Below are 23,471 nucleotides of genomic sequence, written 5' to 3'. Positions count from 1 at the left end.
GGCCGTGTCGGACGGAAAGGGACCGACGGCGGAGCGCATCGCCGCATCGTCGTCGAGCTGGAACGGGGAGCCGTTGCCCGCCTACCCGGCGGGACGGCCCCTCGTGTCGCTTCTGCGCATCCTGATTCCGCCGCATGCGCGGCTGGAGGAGCATTTCCATCCGGTCGTCAATGCGGGGGTGGTGCTGCGGGGCGAGCTGACCGTGGTCGCCGGGAACGGGACGGAGCGGACGTTCCGCCCCGGGGAGGGGATCGTCGAAATGGTAGGGACTTTGCATTACGGCGAGAACCGGGGCGACGACGAGGTCGAACTGGTGATGTTTTATGCCGGGGCGGAGGGCGTGCCGCTGTCGGTGAAATCCGAACCCTGACGTATGAAAAAGAGTCTGAAAAAGAGTATCGGGATCGTGCTCGCTGCGCTGGTCGCGGTCGGCGGCCTCCTTGCGGGAGGCAGTTTCTACATGCTCTCCTACGCCCTGCGTCCCGACGCGGTGATGGCCGAGAAGAATGCCTCCTCCTATGAATATATGTATGCCGAATATCCGTTTCTGGCGGAATGGGCCGACAGCCTCCGCAGTTCGGGGGCGCTGCGTGACACGGTGATCGTCGGCGACGGAGGCGAGCGGCTCCATGCCGTTTACGCCGCGGCGCCCGAACCGACCGACCGGACGGCGGTCATCGTCCACGGCTACACGGACAACGCCGTGCGGATGCTGATGATCGGCTACCTTTACAATCACGACCTGGGCTACAATATCCTGCTGCCCGATCTCCATTACCACGGCGAGAGCGAGGGGCGGGCCATCCGCATGGGGTGGAAGGACCGTCTCGACGTGCTGCGGTGGATGGATGTCGCCAACGGGCTTTTCGGAGGCTGTACACGGATGGTCGTGCACGGCATCTCGATGGGGGCCGCGACGACGATGATGGTCTCGGGCGAGCCGCAGCGGCCCTATGTGAAGTGTTTCGTGGAGGACTGCGGTTATACGAGCGTCTGGGACGAGTTCCGCAAGGAGCTCCGGGAGCAGTTCTCGCTGCCCGCCTTCCCGCTGCTCTACACGGCCAGTTGGTTGTGCGACCTGAAGTACGGCTGGTCGTTCCGCGAGGCTTCGGCGCTCCGGCAGGTGGCCAAATGCGAACTGCCGATGCTCTTCATCCACGGCGATGCGGACGACTTCGTGCCGACGCGGATGGTCTATCCGCTCTACGAGGCCAAGCCGGGCGAGAAGGAGCTGTGGGTGGTTCCCGGTGCGGCGCACGCCATGTCCTACCGGGACAACCGCGCGGAATATACGCGGCGTGTCGCGGAGTTCGTCGGACGGTATGTCGGGGACGGTTCCGCACAGCCCGTGCGAACGGATTGACCGTACCCGTCATGGAATCGAAAAAGAAAAACGGGCCGGATGCGGCCGAACTGCTGCGGGTGCGGGAGTTCTGCCGGACGCTGGAGGGGGCCGCGGCGAACCTTCCGGACGACGTGCGTGCGGCCCTCTACCGGCCGTGTGCCGAGGCGTGCGTGAAAGGATCCGTGCTGGAGGAGCAGCGACGGCAGTTCCTGGAGTGCGGCGGCGACCTCGACCGGCAGTACGCCCGGTACGGTCGTTCGGCGTATTTCTTCGCGGACGTCGTGGAGCCGGGCCGGGTTTACGAAATGGGCTACCCGCGCTGCCTGTGTCCGCAGGTCACGGCGGGATTCGTGGAGACGCCGGCGCATTGCGAATGCTCCCGCCAGAGCATTCTGTACGTCCTGCGGGAGTTGTTGCCCGGGAGGCGGATCCGGGTGGAGACGCTGCGGACCGTGCTTTCGGGCGGCGGTGAGTGCCGTTTCCGGGTGACTGTCGGATGATTCCGGAGGAATCCGTCGCCGGGACGGCCGCGCCGGCGACGGGCTGCGACGTTCCGGGCGAGAGCTCCCGGGAGGCTGGGTTCCGGGTTGCGACATTCCGGGTGAGAGCTCCCGGGAGGCGGGGGCCCGGCGGACAACGGCATCCCGGCCGGAGGCCGTTCGGGTCGGCGTCCGGAGCGGAGGAGATGAAAAAAACGGAGGCGTGAGCCTCCGTTTTTCTTTCGGTGTCCGGGGATCGCTCCCCGGATGCGGATGTCTTACTCGGCCTTGCCGTCCGAGCCGAGAACCTCCTTGATCTTGTGGATGTAGAGCTTCTTCATGTTGTCGCGGGCCGGACCCAGGTACTTGCGGGGGTCGAACTCCGCGGGCTTCGTGGCGAAGACCTCGCGGATGGCGGCCGTCATGGCCAGACGCGAGTCGGAGTCGATGTTGATCTTGCAGACTGCGCTCTTGGCGGCCTGGCGGAGCTCCTCTTCGGGAATGCCCACGGCAGCCTTCAGCGCACCGCCGTACTTGTTGATCGTATCGACCTCCTCCTGGGGAACCGACGACGATCCGTGGAGCACGATGGGGAAGCCCGGAAGCTCCTTCTCGATAGCTGCCAGCACGTCGAATGCCAGGGGGGGCGGAACCAGACGGCCCGTCTTGGGATCCACGGTGCACTGCTCGGGGGTGAACTTGTAGGCGCCGTGCGACGTGCCGATCGAGATGGCCAGCGAATCCACGCCCGTCTTGGTCACGAAGTCCACGACCTCCTCGGGCTTGGTGTAGTGGCTCTCCTCGGCTACGACCTCGTCCTCGACGCCGGCCAGCACGCCCAGCTCGCCCTCTACCGTCACGTCGAACTGGTGGGCGTACTCTACGACCTTCTTCGTCAGGGCGACGTTCTCATCGTAGGGAAGCGCCGAGCCGTCGATCATCACTGACGAGAAGCCCATGTCCACGCAGCTCTTGCAGAGCTCGAACGAGTCGCCGTGGTCGAGGTGCAGCACGATCTGGGGCTTTGCCCAGCCCAGCTCCTTGGCGTACTCCACGGCACCTTCGGCCATGTAGCGCAGCAGGGTCTGGTTGGCGTAGTTGCGCGCGCCCTTCGACACCTGCAGGATGACGGGCGACTTGGTCTCGGCGGCAGCCTGGATGATGGCCTGGAGCTGCTCCATGTTATTGAAGTTGAATGCCGGTACGGCGTAACCGCCCTTGATGGCCTTGGCGAACATTTCGCGGGTGTTCACGAGGCCCAGATCTTTGTACGATACCATACTATTAGAGTTTAAGTGAAATTACTGGCTGTTTTTGACCTTGCAAATTTACTAAAAAAACTAAATAAAGATTTCATTTTGTGAGAAAAATAACAGAGCGCGGAAAATAGTTGCGCAATCCGGATTGTTTTTTGTAAATTTGCAGGGGCTTTCCCGAAGGGAAACCGCAGGCGGGCCGGGGTTTCCCTCCGGAGTTTCAGCGGTTGGTCCTGCCGGCGGACCGGGAGGGCGGAACGTCCCGCCGGGCGCTTCGGGGCCGTCTCCGGCGCGGGCCGGCGGAGACTCCGGCCGGTGGCTTTCGGCTACCGGAAACAGAGACGGACAACACAAACATTACTATAAGGATTATGGCAGACTTCATCTATCAGGAGCCGTTCCCCGTCGGGGAGGACAAAACCGAGTACCGTCTTTTGACGAAGGATTACGTGAAGGTCGTCGAGTGCGACGGGCGTAAAATCTTGAAAGTGGACCCCGCGGGCCTCGAGCTGCTGTCGAAGGCGGCCTATTCGGACGTGTCGTTCTATCTGCGTGCGGCGCATCTGCAAAAGCTGCGCGACATCCTCGACGATGCGGAGGCCACCGACAACGACAAGTTCGTGGCCTACACGATGCTGCTCAACCAGTGCGTGGCCGCCGAGGGCGAGCTGCCGACCTGCCAGGACACCGGCACGGCCATCTGCATCGGGCACAAGGGCGAGGACGTCTGGACGGGAGCCGACGACGCCGAGTGCATCGCCAGGGGAGTTTACGAGACCTACAAGGAGCGCAACCTCCGCTATTCGCAGGTCGTGCCCTTCACGATGACCGACGAGAAGAACTCGGGCACGAACCTTCCGGCGCAGATCGACATCTACGGCGGCAAGCCCGGCATGGAGTACGAGTTCCTCTTCATCACCAAGGGCGGCGGCTCGGCCAACAAGACCTTCCTCTACCAGCAGACCAAGGCGCTGCTGAACGAGGAGTCGCTCACGAAATTCATCCGACAGCATATCTTCGACCTCGGCACGTCGGCCTGCCCGCCGTACCACCTGGCCCTCTGCATCGGCGGCACGTCGGCCGAGATGTGCCTCTCGACGGTGAAGAAGGCTTCGGCCGGCTACCTCGACGAGCTTCCCACTTCGGGCAACGAGGGCGGCCGCTGCTTCCGCGATCTGGAATGGGAGGAGAAGGTGCTGAAAATCTGCCGCGAGAGCGGCGTCGGCGCCCAGTTCGGCGGCAAGTATCTCGTGCACGACGTGCGCGTGATCCGCGCTCCGCGCCATGCGGCCTCGTGCCCCGTGGCCATCGGCGTAAGCTGCTCGGCGGACCGCAACATCAGGGCGAAGATCACCCCCGAGGGCATCTTCCTCGAGAAGCTGGAGAAGAACCCCGCGCGGTTCCTGCCTGCGGAGGCGCCGGCCATGTCGCCCGCCGTGGACATCGACCTCGACGAGGGCATGGACAAGGTGCGCGCCATCCTGACGAAATACCCGATCAAGACGCGCCTGAACCTCCGCGGTACGCTCATCGTGGCCCGCGACATCGCCCATGCCCGCATCAAGCAGATGCTCGACGAGGGCAAGCCCATGCCCGAATACTTCAGGAAGCATCCGGTGTATTACGCCGGTCCGGCCAAGACGCCGCAGGGCATGGCTTCGGGTTCGTTCGGCCCGACGACGGCCGGACGTATGGACCCCTACGTGGACCTGTTCCAGAAGCACGGCGGTTCGATGGTGATGGTGGCCAAGGGCAACCGCTCGCAGGCCGTGACGGACGCCTGCAAGGCCAACGGCGGTTTCTACCTCGGTTCGATCGGCGGCCCGGCGGCCATTCTGGCCAAGAACTCCATCAAGTCGGTCGAGGTCGTGGACTTCCCCGAGCTGGGCATGGAGGCCGTGCGCAAGATCTACGTCGAGAACTTCCCCGCCTTCATCATCGTCGATGACAAGGGGAACGACTTTTTCGCCGATTTCAAACATTAATTTCCATCCCGCCCGGATACTAACCGGGCGGGATGGCACGTTGTAGAACTGATGAAAGGTTTTATTGCGAGAATAACGGGAACGGCGCTTCTCCTGCTGTCGGCTTTCCGGGCGTTCGCCGCCGGGGAGGTCACCTTCGAGGCCAGTTCGCCGCTGACGGTGGCCGTCGGCGAGGCGTTCCGCGTGGAGTTCGCGCTCAACGCCGATCCCGACGAAGGGAGTTTTCAGGCTCCGTCGTTCGAGGGGTTCGACGTGATAGCCGGTCCGGCGGAGTCGCGCGGACATTCGGTGCAGATCGTGGGCAACTCGATGACCAAGAGCATCAACTACACGATCACCTATGTCCTGCTGCCGCAGAGCGCGGGCAACGTCACGATCGGCCCGGCACGGATCGACGTGGAGGGCAAGACCTACCGCACCGAGCCGCTGCCGATCGAGATCGTGAACGAGGGCGACGCTTCGCGGGCGCAGCAGCGTCCGCAGAGGGGCGGACCCGGCGGACCCGACGGCGGCGGACAGCGCGACGTGCAGCAGCAGATCGGCAAGGACGACATCCTGCTGCGGGCCGTCGTGTCGAAGTCGTCGGTCTATAAGAACGAGCCGCTGCACGTGGCCTTCAAGCTCTACACGCGCGTTCCCTATGTGAACATCGTCCCCGAATCGGCCCCCTCGTTCAACGGCTTCTGGTCGCAGGACCTTTCGGCCCCGGGATCGGCCCGCATCGGCCGGGAGAGCTACAACGGCAAGGTGTACGAGACGCGGGTGCTGTTCGACTACCTGCTCTATCCGCAGCAGGTGGGCACGCTCTCGATCGACCCGGTGGAGATGACCGTCGTGGCGCAGGTGATGGTGCAGAGCCGCCACGTGGACCCCTTCTTCGGAGGCGGTCACGAGGTTTTCAACGTTCCGCGCAAGGTGAAGAGCCAGCGGGCGGCGATCGAGGTCCGGCCGCTGCCCGAGGGTGCGCCCTCGAGCTTCAGCGGAGCCGTCGGGTCGTTCCGCATGGATACCGACCTGCCGTCGGACCGCTTCGCGGCCAACTCGGGCGCGACGTGCACGGTGAAGATTTCCGGTACGGGCAACCTGACCTTCGTGCAGGCGCCCAAACTGGCGCTGCCCGCGTCGTTCGAACAGTACAACGTCAAGACGACCGAGTCGATCAACACCTCGGCCTCGGGCATCTCGGGATACCGGCAGTTCGAGTACCCCTTCATCGCCCGCGCCGAGGGAACCTATGAGGTCGATCCGATCGAGTTCACCTATTTCGACCTCGAACGCAGACAGTACGTCACGTTGCAGTCGAAGCCCATGACGCTCGAGGTCACGCCCGACGTCCGCGGAGGCGGAGGCGACGCGGTGGTGATGCAGGGCCGCGGCATGTCGAAGGAGGAGGTGAAGATGCTCGGGCAGGACATCCGCTTCATCAAGCTGGGGGCTCCGCAGTTGCGTGCGACGGGCGCTCCGTTCCTTTTCGGGGCGGCCTACTGGGGCGTGCTGTGCGCCGTGCTGGCGCTGTTCGCTGCGGTCTATGTCGCGCTGCGCCGGCAGATCCGCGAGTCGCAGAACGCCGCGCTGGTCCGCGGCAAGCGGGCCAACAAGGTCGCCGTGCAGCGTTTCCGCGCCGCCCGCCGCTACATGGAGGAACAGAACCGCCACGCCTTCTACGAGGAGATGCTCCGCGCGTTGTGGGGCTACATGAGCGACAAGTTCAACATTCCGGTGGCCAACCTCACGAAGGAGAACGTCCGCGAGGAGCTGCACAAGCGGGGCGTGTCGGCCGAGGAGTCGCAGCGCTTTACGGCCATCATCACGCAGTGCGACGAGGCGCAGTATTCGCCCGCGGCGTCGGCGCAGATGAGCGACGTCTATTCGGAGGGCGTGGATCTGATCTCCCGCATCGAGGCGGTCATAAAACGATAGTGTCATGAAGCGATTGATAATCACTCTTGTCCTGCTGTTCGGCCTTTCGGCCCTGTCCGCGCAGGAGGGGGCCGCACCGGCCGGGGAGCCGCGGACGGATTCCGTCGCGGCGTCCGGCGATGCGGCGACGGCCGCCGGGGAACGGGCGGACGACTCCGGGGCCGAATCCTCCGCCGGGTCGCTCTGGGACCGGGCCAATACGGCCTATATCAACGGCGATTACCACGCCGCGCTGGAGATGTACGAGCGGATCCTCGCCGGCGGGATGGGGTCGGCGAAACTCTACTACAACCTGGCCAACGCCTGCTTCAAGGAGGGCCAGACCGGTCGTGCGATTCTCTTTTACCACCGCGCCCTGCGGCTGGCTCCCGGCAGCGACGACATCCGTTACAACCTCTCGGTGGCCGAGGCGCGGACGAAGGACCGCATCGAGGAGATTCCCGCGTTTTTCCTCACGGAGTGGGCGCGCGCCGTGCGCCGCACGATGAGCTGTACGGCCTGGAGCGTGCTGTCGCTCGCCGCGCTGGCCTTCGCGCTGGGGCTGTTTCTCCTCTACCTGCTCGCGCCGCGCCTGTCGCTGCGCAAGGCGGGGTTCTACGGCACGGCGGTCGCTGCGGCGCTGTTCGTCCTGACGACGTGGTTCGCCGCGGGCGAACGCCGCGAGATGCTCGACGACTCGCAGGCCGTGGTGATGGCCGCCTCGACGGCCGTGAAGAGTTCGCCCGACAAGTCGGCGACGGACCTCTTCGTGCTGCACGAAGGGACGCTCGTGAAGATTTCCGACCGGCTCGAGGGGTGGTGCGAAATCACCATCGCCGACGGCAAGAAGGGGTGGCTGGAGTGTAGGACGATCGAGAGGATCTGATGTCGAGGCTTTTGCAGGACGTTGTCGGGGAGTTGTCGAAACTTCCGGGCGTGGGACGCCGCACGGCGCTCCGGCTGGCCATCCACATCCTGCGCATGGAGCGGGAGTCGGTGGCCGACATGACGCGCAGCATCGACCGGTTCCGCAACGAGATCCGGTATTGCTCGCAGTGCAACAACCTCTCCGACGAGGAGGTATGCCCGATCTGCGCCGACCGGGAGCGGGACCACTCGACGATCTGCGTCGTGGAGCAGGTGGCCGACGTGCTTTCGATCGAGAACACGCACCAGTACAGGGGGCTGTATCATGTGCTGGGTGGCGTCATTTCGCCCATGCAGGGCATTTCGCCCTCGGACCTGAAGATCGACCTGCTGTGCGAGCGCATCGCGCGGGGCGGCGTCCGGGAGGTCATCATCGCCATTTCGACCTCGGTCGAGGGCGAAACGACGCTGTTCTACCTGATGAACCGTCTCAGGCAGTTCCCCGGATTGAAAATCACCTCCATCGCCCGGGGGATCGGATTCGGCGACGAGCTGGAGTACGTCGATGAGCTGACGATCACCCACGCGCTGCTGAACCGGCGGGAGATAGAATGAACAAGACCTTTTAAACGATAAAGTCATGGATTTCGTAACAACTGAAAAGCTTACCATTGTGGGTGCGGCCGGCATGATCGGCTCGAACATGGCCCAGACGGCGCTGATGATGCGCCTGACGCCCAACATCTGCCTTTACGACCCGTTCGGTCCGGCGCTCGAAGGCGTGGCCGAAGAGTTGTACCACTGCGGTTTCGAAGGGGTGAACATCACGTGGACCACCGACGTCGGGGAGGCGCTGAGGGGCGCTTCGTACGTCGTATCGTCGGGCGGCGCCGCCCGCAAGGCCGGCATGACGCGCGAGGACCTGCTCAAAGGCAACACCGAGATCGCCGCGGAGTTCGGCAAGAACCTCCGGACCTACTGTCCCGACGTGAAGCACGTGGTGGTGATCTTCAACCCGGCCGACATCACGGGGCTGGTGACGCTGATCTATTCGGGGCTGAAACCCTCGCAGGTCTCGACCCTCGCGGCCCTCGACTCCACGCGTCTGCGTTCGGAGCTGGCCAGATATTTCGGAATTTCGCCCGACGAGGTGAAGAACTGCCGCACCTACGGCGGCCACGGGGAGCAGATGGCCGTCTTCGCTTCGACGACGCTCGTGGACGGCAAGCCCCTCTCGGAGCTGATCGGTACGAAGATGCCCGTCGAGGACTGGCATGCGCTGCAACAGCGGGTCATCCAGGGCGGCAAGCACATCATCGACCTGCGCGGCCGTTCGTCGTTCCAGAGCCCGGCTTACGTGTCGATCTGCATGATCGCTGCGGCCATGGGCGGCAAGCCGTTCGAGTACCCCGCCGGCGTGTATGTGCATAACGGCGAGTTCGACCATATCCTGATGGCGATGGAGACCGAGATCACGAAGGACGGCGTGACCTGCAAGGACGTACAGGGAACCCCCGAGGAGCACAAGACGCTCCGGGAGAGCTATGAGCATCTCTGCAAGCTGCGCGACGAGGTGATCTCGATGGGCATTATCCCGCCCGTTTCGGAGTGGGGCGGGCTCAATCCGAACCTGAAGTAGCCTCCGGACAGCGGTCCGGAACGATTTCACCCCTGCTGCAACGGAGTTTGCGGCAGGGGTGATTCTTTTCGGGAACTCCGGACCGTCTTGCGTCGGATCCCCGGCCGGAGTTCGGACGGCGGGCTATCGTTCCGTCTCCGGTTTGGCCTGGAACACGGCCCGCAGTTCGCCGTTCGAGAGCAGCAGGAGCATCGGACCGTCCATGTCGTAGTGGGTCGTGGCTTCGAGCGCTTCGGTGAATTCGCGTTCGGTCTTCATGTCCGGGCAGGCCATCATCGTGGAGGCCAGCGGGCCGATCCGGAGGGCGCGCTTCTCGCCCTCTTCGAAGGGGCCGAACACCCGGTTGCAGGCTCCGACGCCCGTTATGCGGCCCTCTTCGCTCTGGAAGGTGATGTGGAACCGGTCCGCCTGTGGCTGTACGCTCCGTCCGCCGAGCTGGACGAGCTGCCACTCGGTTCCCACGAGGGGCCGGCGGGTCTTTTTCTGGTAGGACCGGCAGGGGCAGCAGGATGCGGCGAGTATCGCTGCGGCCGCGACGGCCGCGATCTTCGGGATCATTCTCATCGGTTTTCCGTTTTTGTCGTTTCGCAAATATACGAATAAATCGTATCTTTGTATCGCGCTCCGGGGCGGACTTTCGCCGCTTCCGGGACGGGACGCTTCACGTTCAGCCGTTTCGGCGGCGTCCGGCGCCGCGGGGCGGAGGAGGAAGGACCGGAGTGCGCATGTATGGCAAAAGTACCGAATGTCCGAAAAACAGAGATTATGAAAAAGATCATCGCATCGCCCGGGGCTCCGAAGGCCGTGGGACCTTATTCGCAGGCCGTGGAGGCCGGCGGAACGCTGTATGTTTCGGGGCAGTTGCCCATCGACGCCTCGACGGGCCGGATGGCCGAGGGCATCGAGGCCCAGACGCGTCAGTCGCTGGTGAATCTGGGGCATATCCTCCGCGAGGCGGGATACGGCTACGGCGATGTGGCGAAAACCACCGTGCTGTTGCAGTCGATCGGCGATTTCGCGGCCATGAACGCCGTCTATGCGGAGTTCTTCACCGCCGACATGCCGGCCCGCATGTGCTACGAGGTGGCTGCGCTGCCGATGGGGGCGCTGGTCGAAATCGACGCCGTCGCGGTGAAGTGACGCGCACGGACGGGACCCGGGGCGCGTTCCGATGCTGCGGGACGCGCCTTTCGGCGCTGTTGTAGATAATTTGTGGATAAGTTTGGTTCGCGGAATTGGTTTTTCCGGAGGAAAAGCACCAATTTTGTAGAACGGGCTTCGGTCTGTCCGAATACGTAAAAATCTGAAAAATAGATAGGATATGTCAAAAAACACCCAGGAAAAGGCACCGAGCAAGGTCGAGTACAACGATGCGGTCGCCGAATCGAAGAGGTATTTCGACGGGGACGAACTGGCCGCTACGGTGTGGGTCAGCAAGTACGCCCTGAAGGACTCTTTCGGCAATATCTACGAGAAGTCGCCCCGGGAGATGCACGAGCGCATCGCCGCCGAGATCGAGCGTATCGAGCGCAAGTATCCCTCCCCGATGTCGAAGGAGGAGGCGTTCGCCCTGCTCGACCATTTCCGCTACGTCATTCCGCAGGGCGGCCCGATGACGGGCATCGGCAACAATTTCCAGGTGGCCTCGCTCTCGAACTGCTTCGTCATCGGCCACAAGCATCCGGCAGACTCGTACGGCGGCATTTTCCGCATGGACGAGGAGCAGGTGCAGTTGATGAAACGGCGCGGCGGCGTGGGACACGACCTCTCGCACATCCGTCCCACGGGCAGTCCGGTGCTCAACTCGGCGCTCACCTCGACCGGCATCGTGCCCTTCATGGAGCGGTATTCGAACTCGACGCGCGAGGTGGCGCAGGACGGCCGCCGCGGCGCGCTGATGCTCTCGCTCTCGATCAAGCACCCCGATGCCGAGCGGTTCATCGACGCCAAGGTGGACACGGGCAAGGTGACGGGCGCCAACGTCTCGATCAAGATCGACGACGAATTCATGCGTGCGGCGCTGTCCGGCAAGAAATACCACCAGCAGTTCCCGATCGGCGCGGACCATCCGAAATACGCGCAGGACATCGACGCGAAGAAACTCTGGGAGAAGATCATCCACAACGCCTGGAAGTCGGCCGAGCCGGGCGTGCTGTTCTGGGATACGATCCTGCGCGAGAGCGTACCCGACTGCTATGCCGACGAGGGCTTCCGCACGGTTTCGACCAATCCCTGCGGCGAGATTCCGCTCTGTCCCTACGATTCGTGCCGCCTGCTGGCGCTCAATCTGTTCAGCTACGTGAACAACCCCTTCCGGGCCGATGCGAAGTTCGACTTCGACCTGTTCCGCGACCACGTGGGCAAGGCGATGCACATGATGGACGACATTATCGACCTGGAGCTGGAGAAGGTCGAGCAGATCATCGGCAAGATCGCCGCCGATCCCGAGGACGAGGACGTGCGCAGCGTGGAGCTGGAGCTGTGGAAGAAGATCCGCACGATGGCGCAGAAGGGCCGCCGCACGGGGCTCGGCATCACGGCCGAAGGCGACATGCTCGCCGCGCTGGGGCTGCGTTACGGTACGCAGGAGGCGATCGACTTCGCCGTCGAGGTGCAGAAGACGCTGGCCGTGGAGGCTTACCGGGCCTCGGTGAAGATGGCCGCCGAACGCGGGGCGTTCCCGATCTACGACGCGGCGAAGGAGGCCGCGAACCCGATGATCGCCCGCATCCGCGAGGCCGATCCGGCGCTCTACGAGGAGATGTGCCGGGTGGGACGCCGCAATATCGCCATGCTGACGATCGCTCCGACGGGTACGACGTCGCTCATGTCGCAGACCACGTCGGGCATCGAGCCGGTCTTCCGCACGGTCTATAAGCGCCGCCGCAAGATCAACCCCTCGGACCACGACACGCATGTGGACTTCGAGGACGAAACGGGCGAGAAGTTCCAGGAGTACAACGTTTACCACCACAATTTCGTCAAATGGCTGGAGGCGAACGGCTACGACACGTCGAAGCTGGCGACGATCTCCGACGCCGAGCTGGACGGATGGGTCAAGGCGTCGCCCTACTACAAGGCCACGGCCAACGACATCGACTGGGTGGCCAAGGTCAAGATGCAGGGGGCGATCCAGAAGTGGGTCGATCATTCGATTTCGGTGACGGTGAACCTGCCGAACAACGTCTCGGAGGCGCTCGTGGCCGACGTCTATCGTACGGCGTGGGAGTGCGGCTGCAAGGGCGTCACGGTCTATCGCGACGGCTGCCGCGACGGCGTGCTGCTGGAGAAGAGCTCCAAAAAGAGGAAGTGCGAGGAGCATCCCGGACAGGTTCCGAAGCGTCCGAAGTCGATTCCCGCCGACATCGTGCGTTTCAAGAACGGTTCGGAGGACTGGATCGCCTTCGTCGGCCTGCAGGAGGGACGGCCTTACGAGGTCTTCACCGGCAAGATCGAGGAGGACGCCATGTATATTCCGCGCAAGATCACCAAGGGATTCATCATCAAGGTCCGCGAGGAGGACGGCACGAAGCGCTACGACTTCCAGTACACGGACCGCTACGGCTATACGAACACCATCGGCGGCATCTCGCGCCTGTTCAACGAGGAGTTCTGGAACTACGCGAAGCTCATCTCGGGCGTGCTGCGCTACGGAATGCCGATCGAGAAGACCGTGTCGCTCATCGAGTCGCTGCATCTGGACAGCGAGTCGATCAACACGTGGAAGACGGGTGTCTGCCGGGCGCTGAAACAGTATATCGTCGATGGCACGCAGGCCAAGGGCAAGTGTCCGAGCTGCGGCCAGGAGAACATGGCCTACCAGAACGGCTGCCTTACGTGCATGTCGTGCGGCTATTCCAAGTGCGGATGATCCCCGCGCGCAGCGATGTTTTCGTAAAAAGGCCCGAAATGTTCGTTTCGGGCCTTTTTTGACGGCGATTCGCCGCTTTGCGCGTTTTCGGGCAAATGAGAACGGAATTTGCAGAGAGCAGGATAACGTATTTTATTATAAACCGATTATGAAAAAAATTTATTCTACGATCCTGCTCCTGGCGCTCGTATCCGCCGCCTGGGCGCAAGAAACCCCGAAGAGGCCGAGCTGGTCCGGCTTCGTTTCCAACGGATTCTGGGACAACTGGGAAATCTCGGTCGGAGCCGGAGCCGGCACGGCCCTTTCGAACGGCACGAACCACGGCAAGTTCGGCGACCGCATCGGATTCGAGGGCAACTTCTCGCTGTTGAAATGGGTGCATCCCGTGGCCGGTGTCCGCGCGCAGTTGCAGGGCGGCTGGTTCAACAACTACGATGCGCTCGACGCCAAGAAGACCTGGCCCTATATGTTCGCGCATATCGACTTCATGCTGAACGCCTCCAACTGGTTCGGCGGCTATCGTGACGACCGCGCCTGGTACGGCGTGCCGTTCGTGGGCTTCGGCTACGTGGCCTCGAACTTCACGGACAAGAGCCAGAAGGACAACGGCACGGGTTCGCGCCAGAACTTCGGATTCACCTACGGTCTGTTGAACAAGTTCCGCCTCTCCCCGTCGTTCGACTTCAATATCGAGCTGAAGGGCATGCTGGCCAAATCGACCCTCTCGCCGTCGCCGATGGACGGCAGCTACCTCTTCGGGTTCAGCGCCACGGCCGGATTCTCGTACCGCTTCAACAACCGCGGCTGGGTTCGCGGGCTGCCGGGTTATACCGCCGAGGACATCGAGGCGTTTCAGGAGATGGTGGCTGCGAGTGCCGCAGCCGTGGCAGCCGTCGAAGCCGACAACGACATGCTGGAGAACCAGTTGCAGACTGCCCGCGCCGAGGCGAAGGCCGCCAGGGCCGCCGCTGCGGACGCTGCCGCGAAGGCTGCCGCCGCACAGCGTGCCGAGGTGCGCGAGGAGGCCGCCATCGTCTCCAACTCGATCATCCTCTACAATTACAGCATGTCCACGCTGACGCCGCAGGAGAAGACCCGTCTCGACCTGATCGCCGAGCAGATCAAGGCCGGCCCGCGGGACCGCGTCTATACCATTCAGGGCCATGCCGACCAGCAGACGGGTTCGAAGGCCGGGAACAGACGCGTCGCCGAAAACCGCGCCAAGCGGGTTTACGACTACCTCGTGAAACAGGGTGTGCGTCCCGAGCAACTGACCTACAAGGGCCTGGGCGACGAGAAGGACATCTTCAACGTCCAGAAGGCCAACCGCGCCGCGATCATCAAGTGATCCGTGCGGACTCCGACGAAGAGCCGGGAGCGTTTCGGAACGCTCCCGGCTCTTTTCGTGTGCGGACGGCGTGTCACCGGATGATGACCGCATGGACCAGCCTGAGGCCCGAGCGGCGGTTGATCTCCTCGCAGAGCAGGTCGCGCTGGTAGAAGAGTTCGGAGCGCAGCACGCTCGATTGGATGCGCACGTGGAGAATATGCCGTTCGAGCCGCAACTCGGTGGTGGCGTCCGCGGCACGGTCGCCGACGATTTCGCGCCACGTGTCGGGCAGCTTTCCTTCGGCGACCTTGGCGGCGACGTAGGGGCGTTTGAAGAACTCCTCCAGCAGGTCGCCCATCAGCATCGTTTTCGTGCGTCTCATCGCCGGGCCTTTCCGTTTTCGACGGTGTAGAGCAGATACTCCCCGCCGGCCTTGTCGAGTATCGTTCTCAGACGGGTGGGGTTGCAGTCCGTGATGAGGATCTGCCCGAACGTCTCGTCCGAAACCAGCCGGATGAGCTGTTCGACGCGGCCGGCGTCGAGTTTGTCGAACAGATCGTCGAGCAGCAGCAGCGGCCGTTCGCCCTTGCTGCGGGCCACGATGGCGTACTGCGCCAGCTTGAGGGCGATCAGGAAGGATTTCTGCTGTCCCTGCGAGCCGTATTTGCGCAGGGGGTAGCCGCCGATGCGGAGCACCAGGTCGTCGCGGTGAATGCCCGCGGTGGTGAACTCGTTGGCCAGGTCCTTTTGCCGCGCGGCGAGCAGGATCTCGCCGAACGGCCGCTCGTTCAGCTCCGAGCGGTAGTGCAGCCCGACCTGCTCGCGGTCGCCCGAGAGCGTGCGGTAATAGGCTTCGACGACGGGCTGCAACAGTTCCGCCGCCTCGCGCCGCCGGGCGTGGATCGCCTCGCCGTGTTCGACGAGCTGGCGGTCGTAGATTTGCAGCATCACCTCGTCGGGCTGCATCTTCAGCAGCCGGTTCCGTTCGGCCAGGACGGCGTTGTAGCGCATGACCGAGCTGAGGTAGGCCCGGTCGAGCTGCGAGATGAAGGCGTTGAGGTAGCGGCGCCGCTCGTCGGCCGCGTCGGAGATCAGGGCCCCGTCGGCCGGCGACACGATCACGGCGGGGATCAGTCCCACGTGGTCCGAAAGCCGGTCGTACTCCTTGCCGTTGCGTTTGAGCACCTTGCCGCCCTTGCGCGAGAAGGAGCAGACGACGTTCTCGCTCTTGCCGCCGTCGGTCGCGTACTGCCCTTCGACGAGGAAGAAATCCGCCCCGTGGCGGATGCTCTGCCCGTCGGTCATCTGAAGCGACGACTTGCACATGGAGAGGTAGTGGACCGCATCCACGATGTTGGTTTTGCCCGCGCCGTTGTCGCCCACCAGACAGTTGATACCGGGGCAAAACGTCAGCTCCTCCTGTTCGATGTTTTTGAAATTCAGCAGTGCGATTTTCTTCAGATACATGGAACAAAGTTACTACAAAAAAGTGAAATGCGGAAAGTTATAGTGATAGAATTGAGTTACAAGGGTTTTAGTTGAAGTGGCGATAATTCGTGAAGCCATTACAATCCCTGCCGAAGCCAAATCCTGACGCCGCAACGTTACTTGTTCGTAACCATGCCCGAAAATGCGACAAACGGGTACGGATAGCGAAACAATACGTTAAGGAATAGTGAGTTACCGATAACTCACGCAAAAATTTCGGTTACGGAAAAAGATTGCTCCGTTCCTCCCCGTTTTGCGTACCGACACCGGACTCTTCACCAACTAATTTTGAAACCAAAAAATTAAGGACGATGAAGAGTACATTTTCAGTAATCTATTACCTCAAGCGTCAGGTAGTGAAAAAGGACGGGACAGTACCCGTCATGGGACGCATCACGGTGGACGGCAGCCAGACGCAGTTCAGCTGCAAGCTGACAGTCGATCCGAAACTGTGGGACACCAAAGGTGGACGTGTCACAGGCAGAAGCGCGGCGGCACTCGAAACGAACCGTATGCTTGACAAGATGCGGGTGCGCATCAATAGGCACTATCAGGAAATCATGGAACGTGACAACTTCGTCACGGCTGAGAAGGTGAAGAACGCTTTTCTCGGACTGGAACACCGCTACCACACGCTGATGCAGGTGTACCGTCGTCACAATGAGGACTATGAGAAACAGGTGGAAGCAGGCATGAAAGCAAAAGGTACACTGGAAAAGTACCGTATCGTTTACAAGCACCTGCAAGAGTTCCTCGACATCCGCTACCATGTGAAGGACATCGCACTGAAAGAGCTTACCCCCGCTTTCATCTCCGACTTCGAGATGTTCCTGCGCACGGACAAACACTGCTGCACCAATACCGTGTGGCTGTACGTCTGCCCGCTACGGACGATGGTGTTCATCGCCATCAACAACGAGTGGCTGACACGCGACCCGTTCCGCGAGTATGAAATCAAGAAGGAGGAAACAACACGCAGTTTTCTGACCAAAGAGGAAATACGCCTGCTGATGGACGGGAAACTGAAAAACGCCAAACAGGAACTGTACCGTGACCTCTACCTGTTCTGCGCTTTCACCGGGTTGTCGTTCTCGGATATGCGCAACCTCACGGAAGAGAATATCCGCACCTACTTCGACGAACACGAGTGGATAAACATCAACCGCCAGAAAACGGGCGTGGTGTCCAACATCCGCCTGCTTGACATCGCCAACCGCATAATCGGCAAATACCGTGGGCTGTGCGAGAACGGCAAGATATTCCCCGTCCCGCATTATAACACGTGCCTTGCCGGTATCCGTGCCGTCGCCAAGCGTTGCGGCATCACCAAGCATATCACGTGGCATCAGAGCCGCCACACGGCAGCCACGACGGTATTTCTCTCTAATGGCGTACCTATCGAAACCGTCAGCTCCATGCTCGGACACAAGAGCATAAAGACGACGCAGATTTACGCGAAGATAACCAAAGAAAAACTCAATCAGGACATGAAGAACCTTGCCGCAAGGTTGAACAGTGTTGAGGAATTTGCAGGTTGCACCATCTAAAAAAGAGAAGCCATGAAACGTGACATAATCATCATAGAGGACAAGGCGGTCAGCGTAACCGGTAACGACGTGTGGATGACCGCCACCGAAATCGCCGGACTGTTCCATACGACCGTCCCGGCAGTGAACGCCGCCATCAAAGCCATCCGCAAGTCGGACGTGCTTAACGACTACGAGGTGTGCCGCTACATGCAACTTGAAAACGGACTGTACGCAGATGTGTACGCGCTTGAAATCATCATCCCCGTCGCCTTCCGGCTGAACACCTACAACACCCACCTGTTCCGCACATGGCTGGTGGGAAAAGCTCTCGCCAAAGAGAAACGGCAGGCATACGTGATGTTCATACAGAACGGAAAAGCCGGGTACTGCTGATTGCGCATACCACATAAGACAAGGAAACGGGCAGCACCACAAAAAGTGTCGCCCGTTTCCTTTTTTCTTGCCAACCGCGCTCACTCCAGCGGCTTGCGGTAATTTGCTTCCAGCACTTCACGCAGCCCCGTTTCCGGGTAAAGCACCTTCCCTCCCAAAAGTATGAAGGGCAACACGCGGTTGTTGCGGTATTCCTGCAATGTGCGTCGGCTTACGCGGAGCAGTTCCGCCACCTCGCCGTCCGTCAGGTAACGTTCCCCGTCCAGCAGAGGACGGTAACTTTCCAGAAAGGCGGACAGCCATTTCGAGCCTTTGCGCATATCCTGCACCACAGAGGCTATCGGCTCGTCTTCCATCGTAAAAACATCGTTGTTCTCGTTCATCATAACTTCGGATTCAGTGGGTGAATAAATCAAATCATCTGCCGTGCGGATAGAGCGTGCCGATAAGCGGTATCAGCCGCTTCACCTCCTCCGGCTTGTAATAAAACCTGCGGTTTATCTGCGAGTAGCCGATAAGCCGCCTGTCGCGCAGCGTCTGCAACGTGCGCGAACTTATTCTCAACTGCCTACAGACTTCCTCGCCCGTGAGCCATCTTTCCATGCGCCTCGTGTCGCTTTTGCGCCTCAGGGCGGCGACCTTCTCCGAGAGTGCGCCGAATGCCGCCACCATCATCTCGAAAGTCTTTTTCTCGATAGATACTATTTCCATATTCATGCAATTATCGGTTTGCCCGCAAAGGTAACGGTACGGTCCTGAACACGTGCCGTTTTCCGCTGAAAGGCTGCCTGTTGCGCCGTTTGACCGGGTTACGGAGCCATCTTCCGTAAAAATCTTACGTGAGTCACGTAGTGAGTTGTTAAAGCCCCTTTTGTTTATTGCCGATTTTTGCTGCAGAAACAAAAAGAAAGGACTGAATATGAAAGTGATAACGATGGAAAGTTCCGCCTTCCGGTCATTGACGGAACAGATAGCGGAGATTGCGGCACACGTCCGTGCCGCCTCCGGCGACAAGAAAGCGGCATCGCCCGACAGGTTGCTCACCACACGCGAGGCGGCGCACCTGCTTAACGTGAGTACCCGCACCCTCCAGCGTATGCGCAGCGAGCAACGCATCGGTTATGTCGTGCTTCGCGGTAAATGCCGCTACCGGCAGTCGGAAATAGACCGCCTGCTTGAAGCGTGTGCCGTCAACGAGGACGCGGCGACACCGCAGGAATTGAAACGCAACCACACGCTGCGCACTGGCGGCAAACCAAAAGGAAGGAGGACATAGGTCATGGAACTGCTCACACGAAACAACTTCGAGGGCTGGATGCAGAAGCTGATGGAACGGCTCGACCGTCAGGACGAACTGCTGCTGGCGATGAAGGCTGAGGGGAAACAGCCTACTATCACGGAAAGCATCCGCCTTTTCGACAATCAGGATTTGTGCATGCTGCTCCAGATAAGCAAGCGCACACTGCAACGCTACCGCAGTGTCGGCGCATTGCCCTACAAGACACTGGGCAAGAAAACCTATTACAGCGAGGAGGATGTGCTGACATTCCTTTCCAACCATATCAAGGACTTCAAAAAAGAAGATATAGCCTTCTACAAGGCTCGTATCCATAATTTCTTTCATAAATAACCCATTAAAACATTTTTCAAATGGCAAAGAAAAAAGACGAAAAGGACGTGCTGGTAGTCCGTGATGAGAAGACGGGCGAGATCAGCGTGGTAGCCGGGCTGAATGCAGACGGCACACCCAAGCGTACCCCTGCGAAAGCTGAGAACGCGCAGAGTTTCCTGCAATTCGACCGACAAGGCGACGTGCTGGACAACTTCTTCAAGAACTTCTTCCGGCAGTGCAAGGAACCCAGCCGCTTCGGTTTCTACCGCATCGCGGCAGACCAAGTGGATTCCATGCTTGGCGTGATGAAAGACCTGCTTCAGCATCCGTACCAGAACAAACAAATCCTTGCACCGCACAAAATCGACACCTTCCCTTATCAACAGCAGGTGCAGGAAGAGATGGCGGCACAAAAGACAGAGAAACAAGAACCTCAAAAACAGGAAAACATGGAACAACAGAAAGAACAGCAGGAAAGCCCGCAACAGACGCAGGGCAGACAGGGCTACCAACCCATCAACGAGAGCAAAATCAACTGGCAGGAGCTGGAGGACAGATGGGGCGTGAAGCGTGACGACCTTGAAAAGTCCGGAGACCTTACGAAGATGCTCCACTACGGCAAGTCCGACTTGGTAAAGGTCAAGCCCACCTTCGGCGGCGAATCATTCGAGCTGGACGCCCGCCTCTCCTTCAAGAAGGACGGTGAGGGAAATGTCAGCCTCGTGCCGCACTTCATCCGCAAGGAGCAGAAGTTAGATGAGTACAAGGAACACAAATTCTCCGACGATGACCGGAAGAACCTGCGCGAAACGGGCAACCTCGGCAGGGTCGTGGACATTGAGGACAGGGAAACGGGCGAAATCATCCCCTCCTACATCAGCATCGACCGCAAGACGAATGAAATCACGGACATTCCGGCAAACAAGGTGCGCATCCCGGAGCGCATCGGCAAGACGGAAATCACCAAACAGGAGCAGGACATGCTCCGCGCCGGACTGCCCGTGCGCGACAAGCTCATCGAGCGCAACGACGGCAGGAAGTTCGTCACCACCCTTCAAGTGAACGTGGAGCAGCGCGGCGTGGAGTTCGTGCCGGGAACCGGAAGGTCGCCCCGTACCGCACAGACGCAGGAAGCCAAAGGTGACACCTCGAAAAGTCAGGCGCAAGGCGGGGAAAATGCCGCACAGACCAAGAAGGAGCAACGCCGCAACACGTGGATGAACGAGGACGGCAGCATCCGCCCCATCAGCAAATGGAGCGGCGTGAACTTCACCGACAAGCAGAAAGCCGACTACGTGGCGGGTAAAGCCGTGAAACTGGAGAACGTGACCGACAAGCAGGGCTTCCATGCCACGATGTATATCAAGTTCAACCCGGAGAAGGGCCGCCCGTACCGCTACGAAACGAACCCCGACAACGCCCAGCAGGTCGCCCCGTCCAACGAGAGCCGCACACAGGTGGCGGTGAACAACGAGGGCAAAACCAACGAGGCGACAAAGAACCTGAAAGAGCCTTTGCAGAAAGGTCAGACCGCCCCGAAGGACGACCGCCAGCAACAGCAGCAGGAGAAGCCGAAAAAGAAGAACAACAAAGGCATGAAAATGTAATCCCGTGTCCGCCACTGAATCCAAAATAAAATCCAAAGTATCAACAAAAAAGCAAGAAAACATGAAGACAATCATTGCAGAAAAGCCCTCCGTGGCACGTGAAATCGCCCGCATCGTGGGCGCGACAAAGAGAGAGGAAGGATATTTCGAGGGAGGCGGCTATGCCGTGACATGGGCATTCGGACACCTCGTTCAGCTTGCCATGCCCGACGGCTACGGCGTGCGCGGATTTGTCCGTGACAACCTCCCGATTATTCCCGACACATTCACGCTCGTCCCCCGTCAGGTCAGGACGGAGAAAGGTTACAAGCCCGACAGCGGCGTGGTGTCGCAGATAAAAGTCATCAAAAGACTGTTCGACACAAGCGAACATATCATCGTGGCGACCGATGCCGGACGCGAGGGAGAGCTTATCTTCCGCTACCTCTACCACTATACGGGTTGCACCACTCCTTTCGTGCGCCTGTGGATCAGCTCTCTCACCGACAAAGCTATCCGTGAGGGACTGCGGAAACTCGAAGACGGCAGCAAATACGACAACCTCTACCTCGCCGCCAAAGCGCGGAGCGAATCCGACTGGCTCGTGGGCATCAACGGCACACAGGCGTTATCCATCGCCGCCGGACACGGCACGTATTCCGTGGGGCGGGTGCAGACACCAACGTTGGCTATGGTATGTGAACGCTACTGGGAGAACCGCCGCTTTACGTCCGAAGCATTCTGGCTGCTCCATATCGCAACGGACGGTTGCGACGGCGAAGTCGTGAAATTCTCATCCTCCGAGAAATGGAAAGAGAAAGAACCGGCGATGGAACTATATAATAAGGTAAAGGCGGCAGGTTGCGCCACTGTCACGAAAGCCGAGCGCAAGGAGAAGACGGAGGAAACTCCCTTGCTCTACGACCTGACCACGCTCCAGAAAGAAGCCAACGCCAAGCACGGCTTCACGGCGGAACAGACGCTTGAAATCGCGCAGAAACTCTACGAAAAGAAGTTGATAACCTATCCGAGAACGGGAAGCCGCTACATCCCCGAAGACGTGTTTGCCGAAATTCCCAAACTGCTCGCTTTCATCGGCACACAGCCCGAATGGAAAGACAAGGTGCGGGCAAAAGCCGCCCCGACACGCCGCAGCGTGGACGACGGCAAGGTGACAGACCACCATGCCCTGCTCGTCACGGGTGAGAAACCGCTCTTCCTCTCCAAAGAGGACAATACCATCTATCAGATGATTGCCGGGCGCATGGTCGAGGCATTCTCTGAGAAATGCGTCAAGGATGTGACCACTGTCACGGCGGAATGTGCCGGAGTGGAGTTTACCGTAAAAGGCAGCGTCGTGAAGCAAACCGGATGGCGTGCCGTCTATGGCGAGGAAAAAGAGGAAATTACCATCCCCGGCTGGCAGGAAGGCGACACGCTGACACCGAAAGGCTCGTCCATTACCGAAGGAAAGACCAAACCCAAGCCGCTGCATACCGAAGCCACCCTGCTCTCGGCAATGGAAACGGCGGGCAAGGAAATTGAGGACGACGCACTGCGGCAGGCGATGAAGGACTGTGGCATCGGTACTCCCGCCACACGCGCCTCCATCATCGAAACGCTTTTCAAGCGCGGTTACATGGAACGCTGCAAGAAGTCGCTTGTTCCCACCGAAAAAGGACTTGCCCTCAATTCCGTCGTCAAGACGATGCGCATCGCCGATGTTGCCATGACGGGCGAATGGGAAAAGGAGCTGGCGCGTATCGAGCGCGGGGAACTGTCCGCCGACACCTTCCGCAAGGAGATAGAGGCGTACACACGTGAGATAACCTCCGAACTGCTCTCGTGCGACAAGCTCTTCGGCAGCCGTGACTCCGGCTGCGCGTGTCCCAAGTGTGGCACGGGCAGGATGCGGTTCTACGGCAAGGTGGTACGCTGCGACAACACGGAGTGCGGACTGCCCGTGTTCCGGCTGAAAGCGGGACGCACCCTGTCCGACGATGAAATCAAAGACCTGCTCACCGAAGGGCATACCAAGCTGCTCAAAGGGTTCAAGAGCAAACAGGGCAAGAGTTTCGATGCTGTTGTCGCCTTTGACGGGGAATATAACACGACTTTTGTGTTCCCGGAGGCTAAAAAGGGCAAGAAATTTTCAGGACGGAAGAAATAGTATTAACTTTGCCACTTGTTCA

General features: G+C 60.5%; 23 protein-coding genes. 17 read left to right on the top strand and 6 right to left on the bottom strand.

The annotated features are described in order from the left end of the window. Positions 1 to 4 precede the first annotated feature (4 nt). From KB554_RS04550 to KB554_RS04540, 3 genes are read left to right on the top strand one after another with little or no spacing between them, the layout of a single operon-like run. A complete protein-coding gene (locus tag KB554_RS04550) occupies positions 5 to 370 on the top strand; it encodes a cupin domain-containing protein (protein ID WP_232522934.1) in 366 nt (121 codons plus the stop codon). A 3-nt stretch (positions 371 to 373) separates the two neighbouring features. Beyond that, on the top strand, positions 374 to 1,363 hold the full coding sequence (locus KB554_RS04545) for an alpha/beta hydrolase (RefSeq protein WP_211035095.1): 990 nt from the start codon (positions 374 to 376) through the stop codon (positions 1,361 to 1,363). 11 nt (positions 1,364 to 1,374) lie between these two features. Beyond that, complete coding sequence (locus tag KB554_RS04540) at positions 1,375 to 1,845, top strand: hypothetical protein (RefSeq protein ID WP_211035094.1); 471 nt, start codon at positions 1,375 to 1,377, stop codon at positions 1,843 to 1,845. 257 nt (positions 1,846 to 2,102) lie between these two features. Here the strand turns inward: KB554_RS04540 and KB554_RS04535 are convergent, their stop codons facing one another. Then, positions 2,103 to 3,104, bottom strand: a complete 1,002-nt coding sequence (locus tag KB554_RS04535; protein ID WP_211035093.1) for a class II fructose-bisphosphate aldolase — start codon at positions 3,102 to 3,104, stop codon at positions 2,103 to 2,105. 347 nt (positions 3,105 to 3,451) lie between these two features. Here KB554_RS04535 and KB554_RS04530 point away from each other — a divergent pair, with 347 nt between their 5' ends. From KB554_RS04530 to KB554_RS04510, 5 genes are read left to right on the top strand one after another with little or no spacing between them, the layout of a single operon-like run. Continuing rightward, a complete protein-coding gene (locus KB554_RS04530) occupies positions 3,452 to 5,065 on the top strand; it encodes a fumarate hydratase (RefSeq protein WP_211035092.1) in 1,614 nt (537 codons plus the stop codon). Positions 5,066 to 5,116: 51 nt separating this feature from the next. Beyond that, a complete protein-coding gene (locus tag KB554_RS04525) occupies positions 5,117 to 6,985 on the top strand; it encodes a BatD family protein (RefSeq protein ID WP_211035091.1) in 1,869 nt (622 codons plus the stop codon). 4 nt (positions 6,986 to 6,989) lie between these two features. Then, complete coding sequence (locus KB554_RS04520) at positions 6,990 to 7,850, top strand: tetratricopeptide repeat protein (RefSeq protein WP_141428142.1); 861 nt, start codon at positions 6,990 to 6,992, stop codon at positions 7,848 to 7,850. Next, positions 7,850 to 8,446 carry a recombination mediator RecR gene (recR, locus tag KB554_RS04515; RefSeq protein WP_211035090.1) on the top strand — a complete coding sequence of 199 codons (597 nt, stop codon included), beginning with the start codon at positions 7,850 to 7,852 and terminating at the stop codon, positions 8,444 to 8,446. Before KB554_RS04520 ends, recR begins: the two co-directional genes overlap by 1 nt. Positions 8,447 to 8,471: 25 nt before the next feature. Next, positions 8,472 to 9,470 carry a malate dehydrogenase gene (locus tag KB554_RS04510; protein ID WP_211035089.1) on the top strand — a complete coding sequence of 333 codons (999 nt, stop codon included), beginning with the start codon at positions 8,472 to 8,474 and terminating at the stop codon, positions 9,468 to 9,470. Positions 9,471 to 9,593: 123 nt separating this feature from the next. Here KB554_RS04510 and KB554_RS04505 read toward each other — a convergent pair whose 3' ends face one another. Further along, the gene (locus KB554_RS04505) at positions 9,594 to 10,034 is read right to left on the bottom strand and encodes an META domain-containing protein (RefSeq protein ID WP_211035088.1); all 441 of its coding nucleotides are present in this window, start codon (positions 10,032 to 10,034) and stop codon (positions 9,594 to 9,596) included. A 201-nt stretch (positions 10,035 to 10,235) separates the two neighbouring features. Here KB554_RS04505 and KB554_RS04500 point away from each other — a divergent pair, with 201 nt between their 5' ends. The 3 genes from KB554_RS04500 (at position 10,236) to KB554_RS04490 (ending at position 14,689) form a co-directional block, all read left to right on the top strand. Then, entirely contained in the window at positions 10,236 to 10,610 is a 375-nt protein-coding gene (locus KB554_RS04500) for a RidA family protein (protein ID WP_141428138.1), read from the top strand. Positions 10,611 to 10,791: 181 nt separating this feature from the next. After that, on the top strand, positions 10,792 to 13,341 hold the full coding sequence (locus KB554_RS04495) for an adenosylcobalamin-dependent ribonucleoside-diphosphate reductase (RefSeq protein ID WP_141428137.1): 2,550 nt from the start codon (positions 10,792 to 10,794) through the stop codon (positions 13,339 to 13,341). A gap of 148 nt (positions 13,342 to 13,489) precedes the next feature. Beyond that, positions 13,490 to 14,689, top strand: a complete 1,200-nt coding sequence (locus tag KB554_RS04490; protein ID WP_141428136.1) for an OmpA family protein — start codon at positions 13,490 to 13,492, stop codon at positions 14,687 to 14,689. A gap of 73 nt (positions 14,690 to 14,762) precedes the next feature. Here the strand turns inward: KB554_RS04490 and KB554_RS04485 are convergent, their stop codons facing one another. Further along, entirely contained in the window at positions 14,763 to 15,035 is a 273-nt protein-coding gene (locus KB554_RS04485; RefSeq protein ID WP_141429947.1) for a DUF721 domain-containing protein, read from the bottom strand. 14 nt (positions 15,036 to 15,049) lie between these two features. Continuing rightward, positions 15,050 to 16,138, bottom strand: coding sequence for a DNA replication and repair protein RecF (gene recF / locus KB554_RS04480; RefSeq protein WP_141428135.1), 1,089 nt, complete (start codon positions 16,136 to 16,138; stop codon positions 15,050 to 15,052). 332 nt (positions 16,139 to 16,470) lie between these two features. Between recF and KB554_RS04475 the strand changes: the two genes are divergently transcribed. Continuing rightward, a complete protein-coding gene (locus tag KB554_RS04475; RefSeq protein ID WP_004348478.1) occupies positions 16,471 to 17,706 on the top strand; it encodes a site-specific integrase in 1,236 nt (411 codons plus the stop codon). A gap of 12 nt (positions 17,707 to 17,718) precedes the next feature. Continuing rightward, complete coding sequence (locus KB554_RS04470) at positions 17,719 to 18,081, top strand: hypothetical protein (RefSeq protein WP_004348477.1); 363 nt, start codon at positions 17,719 to 17,721, stop codon at positions 18,079 to 18,081. An 80-nt stretch (positions 18,082 to 18,161) separates the two neighbouring features. Here KB554_RS04470 and KB554_RS04465 read toward each other — a convergent pair whose 3' ends face one another. Beyond that, a complete protein-coding gene (locus tag KB554_RS04465) occupies positions 18,162 to 18,467 on the bottom strand; it encodes a helix-turn-helix domain-containing protein (protein WP_004348476.1) in 306 nt (101 codons plus the stop codon). A gap of 31 nt (positions 18,468 to 18,498) precedes the next feature. After that, the gene (locus KB554_RS04460) at positions 18,499 to 18,798 is read right to left on the bottom strand and encodes a helix-turn-helix domain-containing protein (protein WP_004348475.1); all 300 of its coding nucleotides are present in this window, start codon (positions 18,796 to 18,798) and stop codon (positions 18,499 to 18,501) included. A gap of 202 nt (positions 18,799 to 19,000) precedes the next feature. On the opposite strand from KB554_RS04460, the gene KB554_RS04455 reads away from it, so the two are divergent. The 4 genes from KB554_RS04455 to KB554_RS04440 all read left to right on the top strand — a co-directional run bounded on the left by KB554_RS04455 (position 19,001) and on the right by KB554_RS04440 (position 23,449). Continuing rightward, positions 19,001 to 19,357 carry a helix-turn-helix domain-containing protein gene (locus KB554_RS04455; protein WP_002561004.1) on the top strand — a complete coding sequence of 119 codons (357 nt, stop codon included), beginning with the start codon at positions 19,001 to 19,003 and terminating at the stop codon, positions 19,355 to 19,357. Between the two features lie 3 nt (positions 19,358 to 19,360). After that, complete coding sequence (locus KB554_RS04450; RefSeq protein WP_004291454.1) at positions 19,361 to 19,711, top strand: helix-turn-helix domain-containing protein; 351 nt, start codon at positions 19,361 to 19,363, stop codon at positions 19,709 to 19,711. A gap of 20 nt (positions 19,712 to 19,731) precedes the next feature. After that, positions 19,732 to 21,300, top strand: coding sequence for a DUF3945 domain-containing protein (locus KB554_RS04445; protein WP_004348473.1), 1,569 nt, complete (start codon positions 19,732 to 19,734; stop codon positions 21,298 to 21,300). Between the two features lie 61 nt (positions 21,301 to 21,361). Next, positions 21,362 to 23,449, top strand: coding sequence for a type IA DNA topoisomerase (locus KB554_RS04440; RefSeq protein ID WP_005790822.1), 2,088 nt, complete (start codon positions 21,362 to 21,364; stop codon positions 23,447 to 23,449). Positions 23,450 to 23,471: the final 22 nt, after the last annotated feature.

It is taken from the genome of Alistipes sp. Marseille-P2263 (assembly GCF_018101075.1).
In the GTDB taxonomy this organism is placed as follows: domain Bacteria; phylum Bacteroidota; class Bacteroidia; order Bacteroidales; family Rikenellaceae; genus Alistipes; species Alistipes dispar.
This window is presented reverse-complemented; position numbering and strand designations above follow the sequence as displayed.

Bases quoted from the DNA above. Each gene is read 5' to 3' on its own strand.
- KB554_RS04545 (WP_211035095.1), top strand. From the start codon at position 374: ATGAAAAAGAGTCTGAAAAAGAGTATCGGGATCGTGCTCGCTGCGCTG.
- KB554_RS04465 (WP_004348476.1), bottom strand. From the start codon at position 18,467: ATGATGAACGAGAACAACGATGTTTTTACGATGGAAGACGAGCCGATA.
- KB554_RS04520 (WP_141428142.1), top strand. From the start codon at position 6,990: ATGAAGCGATTGATAATCACTCTTGTCCTGCTGTTCGGCCTTTCGGCC.
- KB554_RS04455 (WP_002561004.1), top strand. From the start codon at position 19,001: ATGAAAGTGATAACGATGGAAAGTTCCGCCTTCCGGTCATTGACGGAA.
- KB554_RS04490 (WP_141428136.1), top strand. From the start codon at position 13,490: ATGAAAAAAATTTATTCTACGATCCTGCTCCTGGCGCTCGTATCCGCC.
- KB554_RS04450 (WP_004291454.1), top strand. From the start codon at position 19,361: ATGGAACTGCTCACACGAAACAACTTCGAGGGCTGGATGCAGAAGCTG.
- KB554_RS04500 (WP_141428138.1), top strand. From the start codon at position 10,236: ATGAAAAAGATCATCGCATCGCCCGGGGCTCCGAAGGCCGTGGGACCT.
- KB554_RS04485 (WP_141429947.1), bottom strand. From the start codon at position 15,035: ATGCTGATGGGCGACCTGCTGGAGGAGTTCTTCAAACGCCCCTACGTC.
- KB554_RS04440 (WP_005790822.1), top strand. From the start codon at position 21,362: ATGAAGACAATCATTGCAGAAAAGCCCTCCGTGGCACGTGAAATCGCC.
- KB554_RS04460 (WP_004348475.1), bottom strand. From the start codon at position 18,798: ATGAATATGGAAATAGTATCTATCGAGAAAAAGACTTTCGAGATGATG.
- KB554_RS04495 (WP_141428137.1), top strand. From the start codon at position 10,792: ATGTCAAAAAACACCCAGGAAAAGGCACCGAGCAAGGTCGAGTACAAC.
- recF (WP_141428135.1), bottom strand. From the start codon at position 16,138: ATGTATCTGAAGAAAATCGCACTGCTGAATTTCAAAAACATCGAACAG.
- KB554_RS04510 (WP_211035089.1), top strand. From the start codon at position 8,472: ATGGATTTCGTAACAACTGAAAAGCTTACCATTGTGGGTGCGGCCGGC.
- KB554_RS04525 (WP_211035091.1), top strand. From the start codon at position 5,117: ATGAAAGGTTTTATTGCGAGAATAACGGGAACGGCGCTTCTCCTGCTG.
- KB554_RS04530 (WP_211035092.1), top strand. From the start codon at position 3,452: ATGGCAGACTTCATCTATCAGGAGCCGTTCCCCGTCGGGGAGGACAAA.
- KB554_RS04505 (WP_211035088.1), bottom strand. From the start codon at position 10,034: ATGAGAATGATCCCGAAGATCGCGGCCGTCGCGGCCGCAGCGATACTC.
- KB554_RS04540 (WP_211035094.1), top strand. From the start codon at position 1,375: ATGGAATCGAAAAAGAAAAACGGGCCGGATGCGGCCGAACTGCTGCGG.
- KB554_RS04475 (WP_004348478.1), top strand. From the start codon at position 16,471: ATGAAGAGTACATTTTCAGTAATCTATTACCTCAAGCGTCAGGTAGTG.
- KB554_RS04445 (WP_004348473.1), top strand. From the start codon at position 19,732: ATGGCAAAGAAAAAAGACGAAAAGGACGTGCTGGTAGTCCGTGATGAG.
- recR (WP_211035090.1), top strand. From the start codon at position 7,850: ATGTCGAGGCTTTTGCAGGACGTTGTCGGGGAGTTGTCGAAACTTCCG.
- KB554_RS04470 (WP_004348477.1), top strand. From the start codon at position 17,719: ATGAAACGTGACATAATCATCATAGAGGACAAGGCGGTCAGCGTAACC.
- KB554_RS04535 (WP_211035093.1), bottom strand. From the start codon at position 3,104: ATGGTATCGTACAAAGATCTGGGCCTCGTGAACACCCGCGAAATGTTC.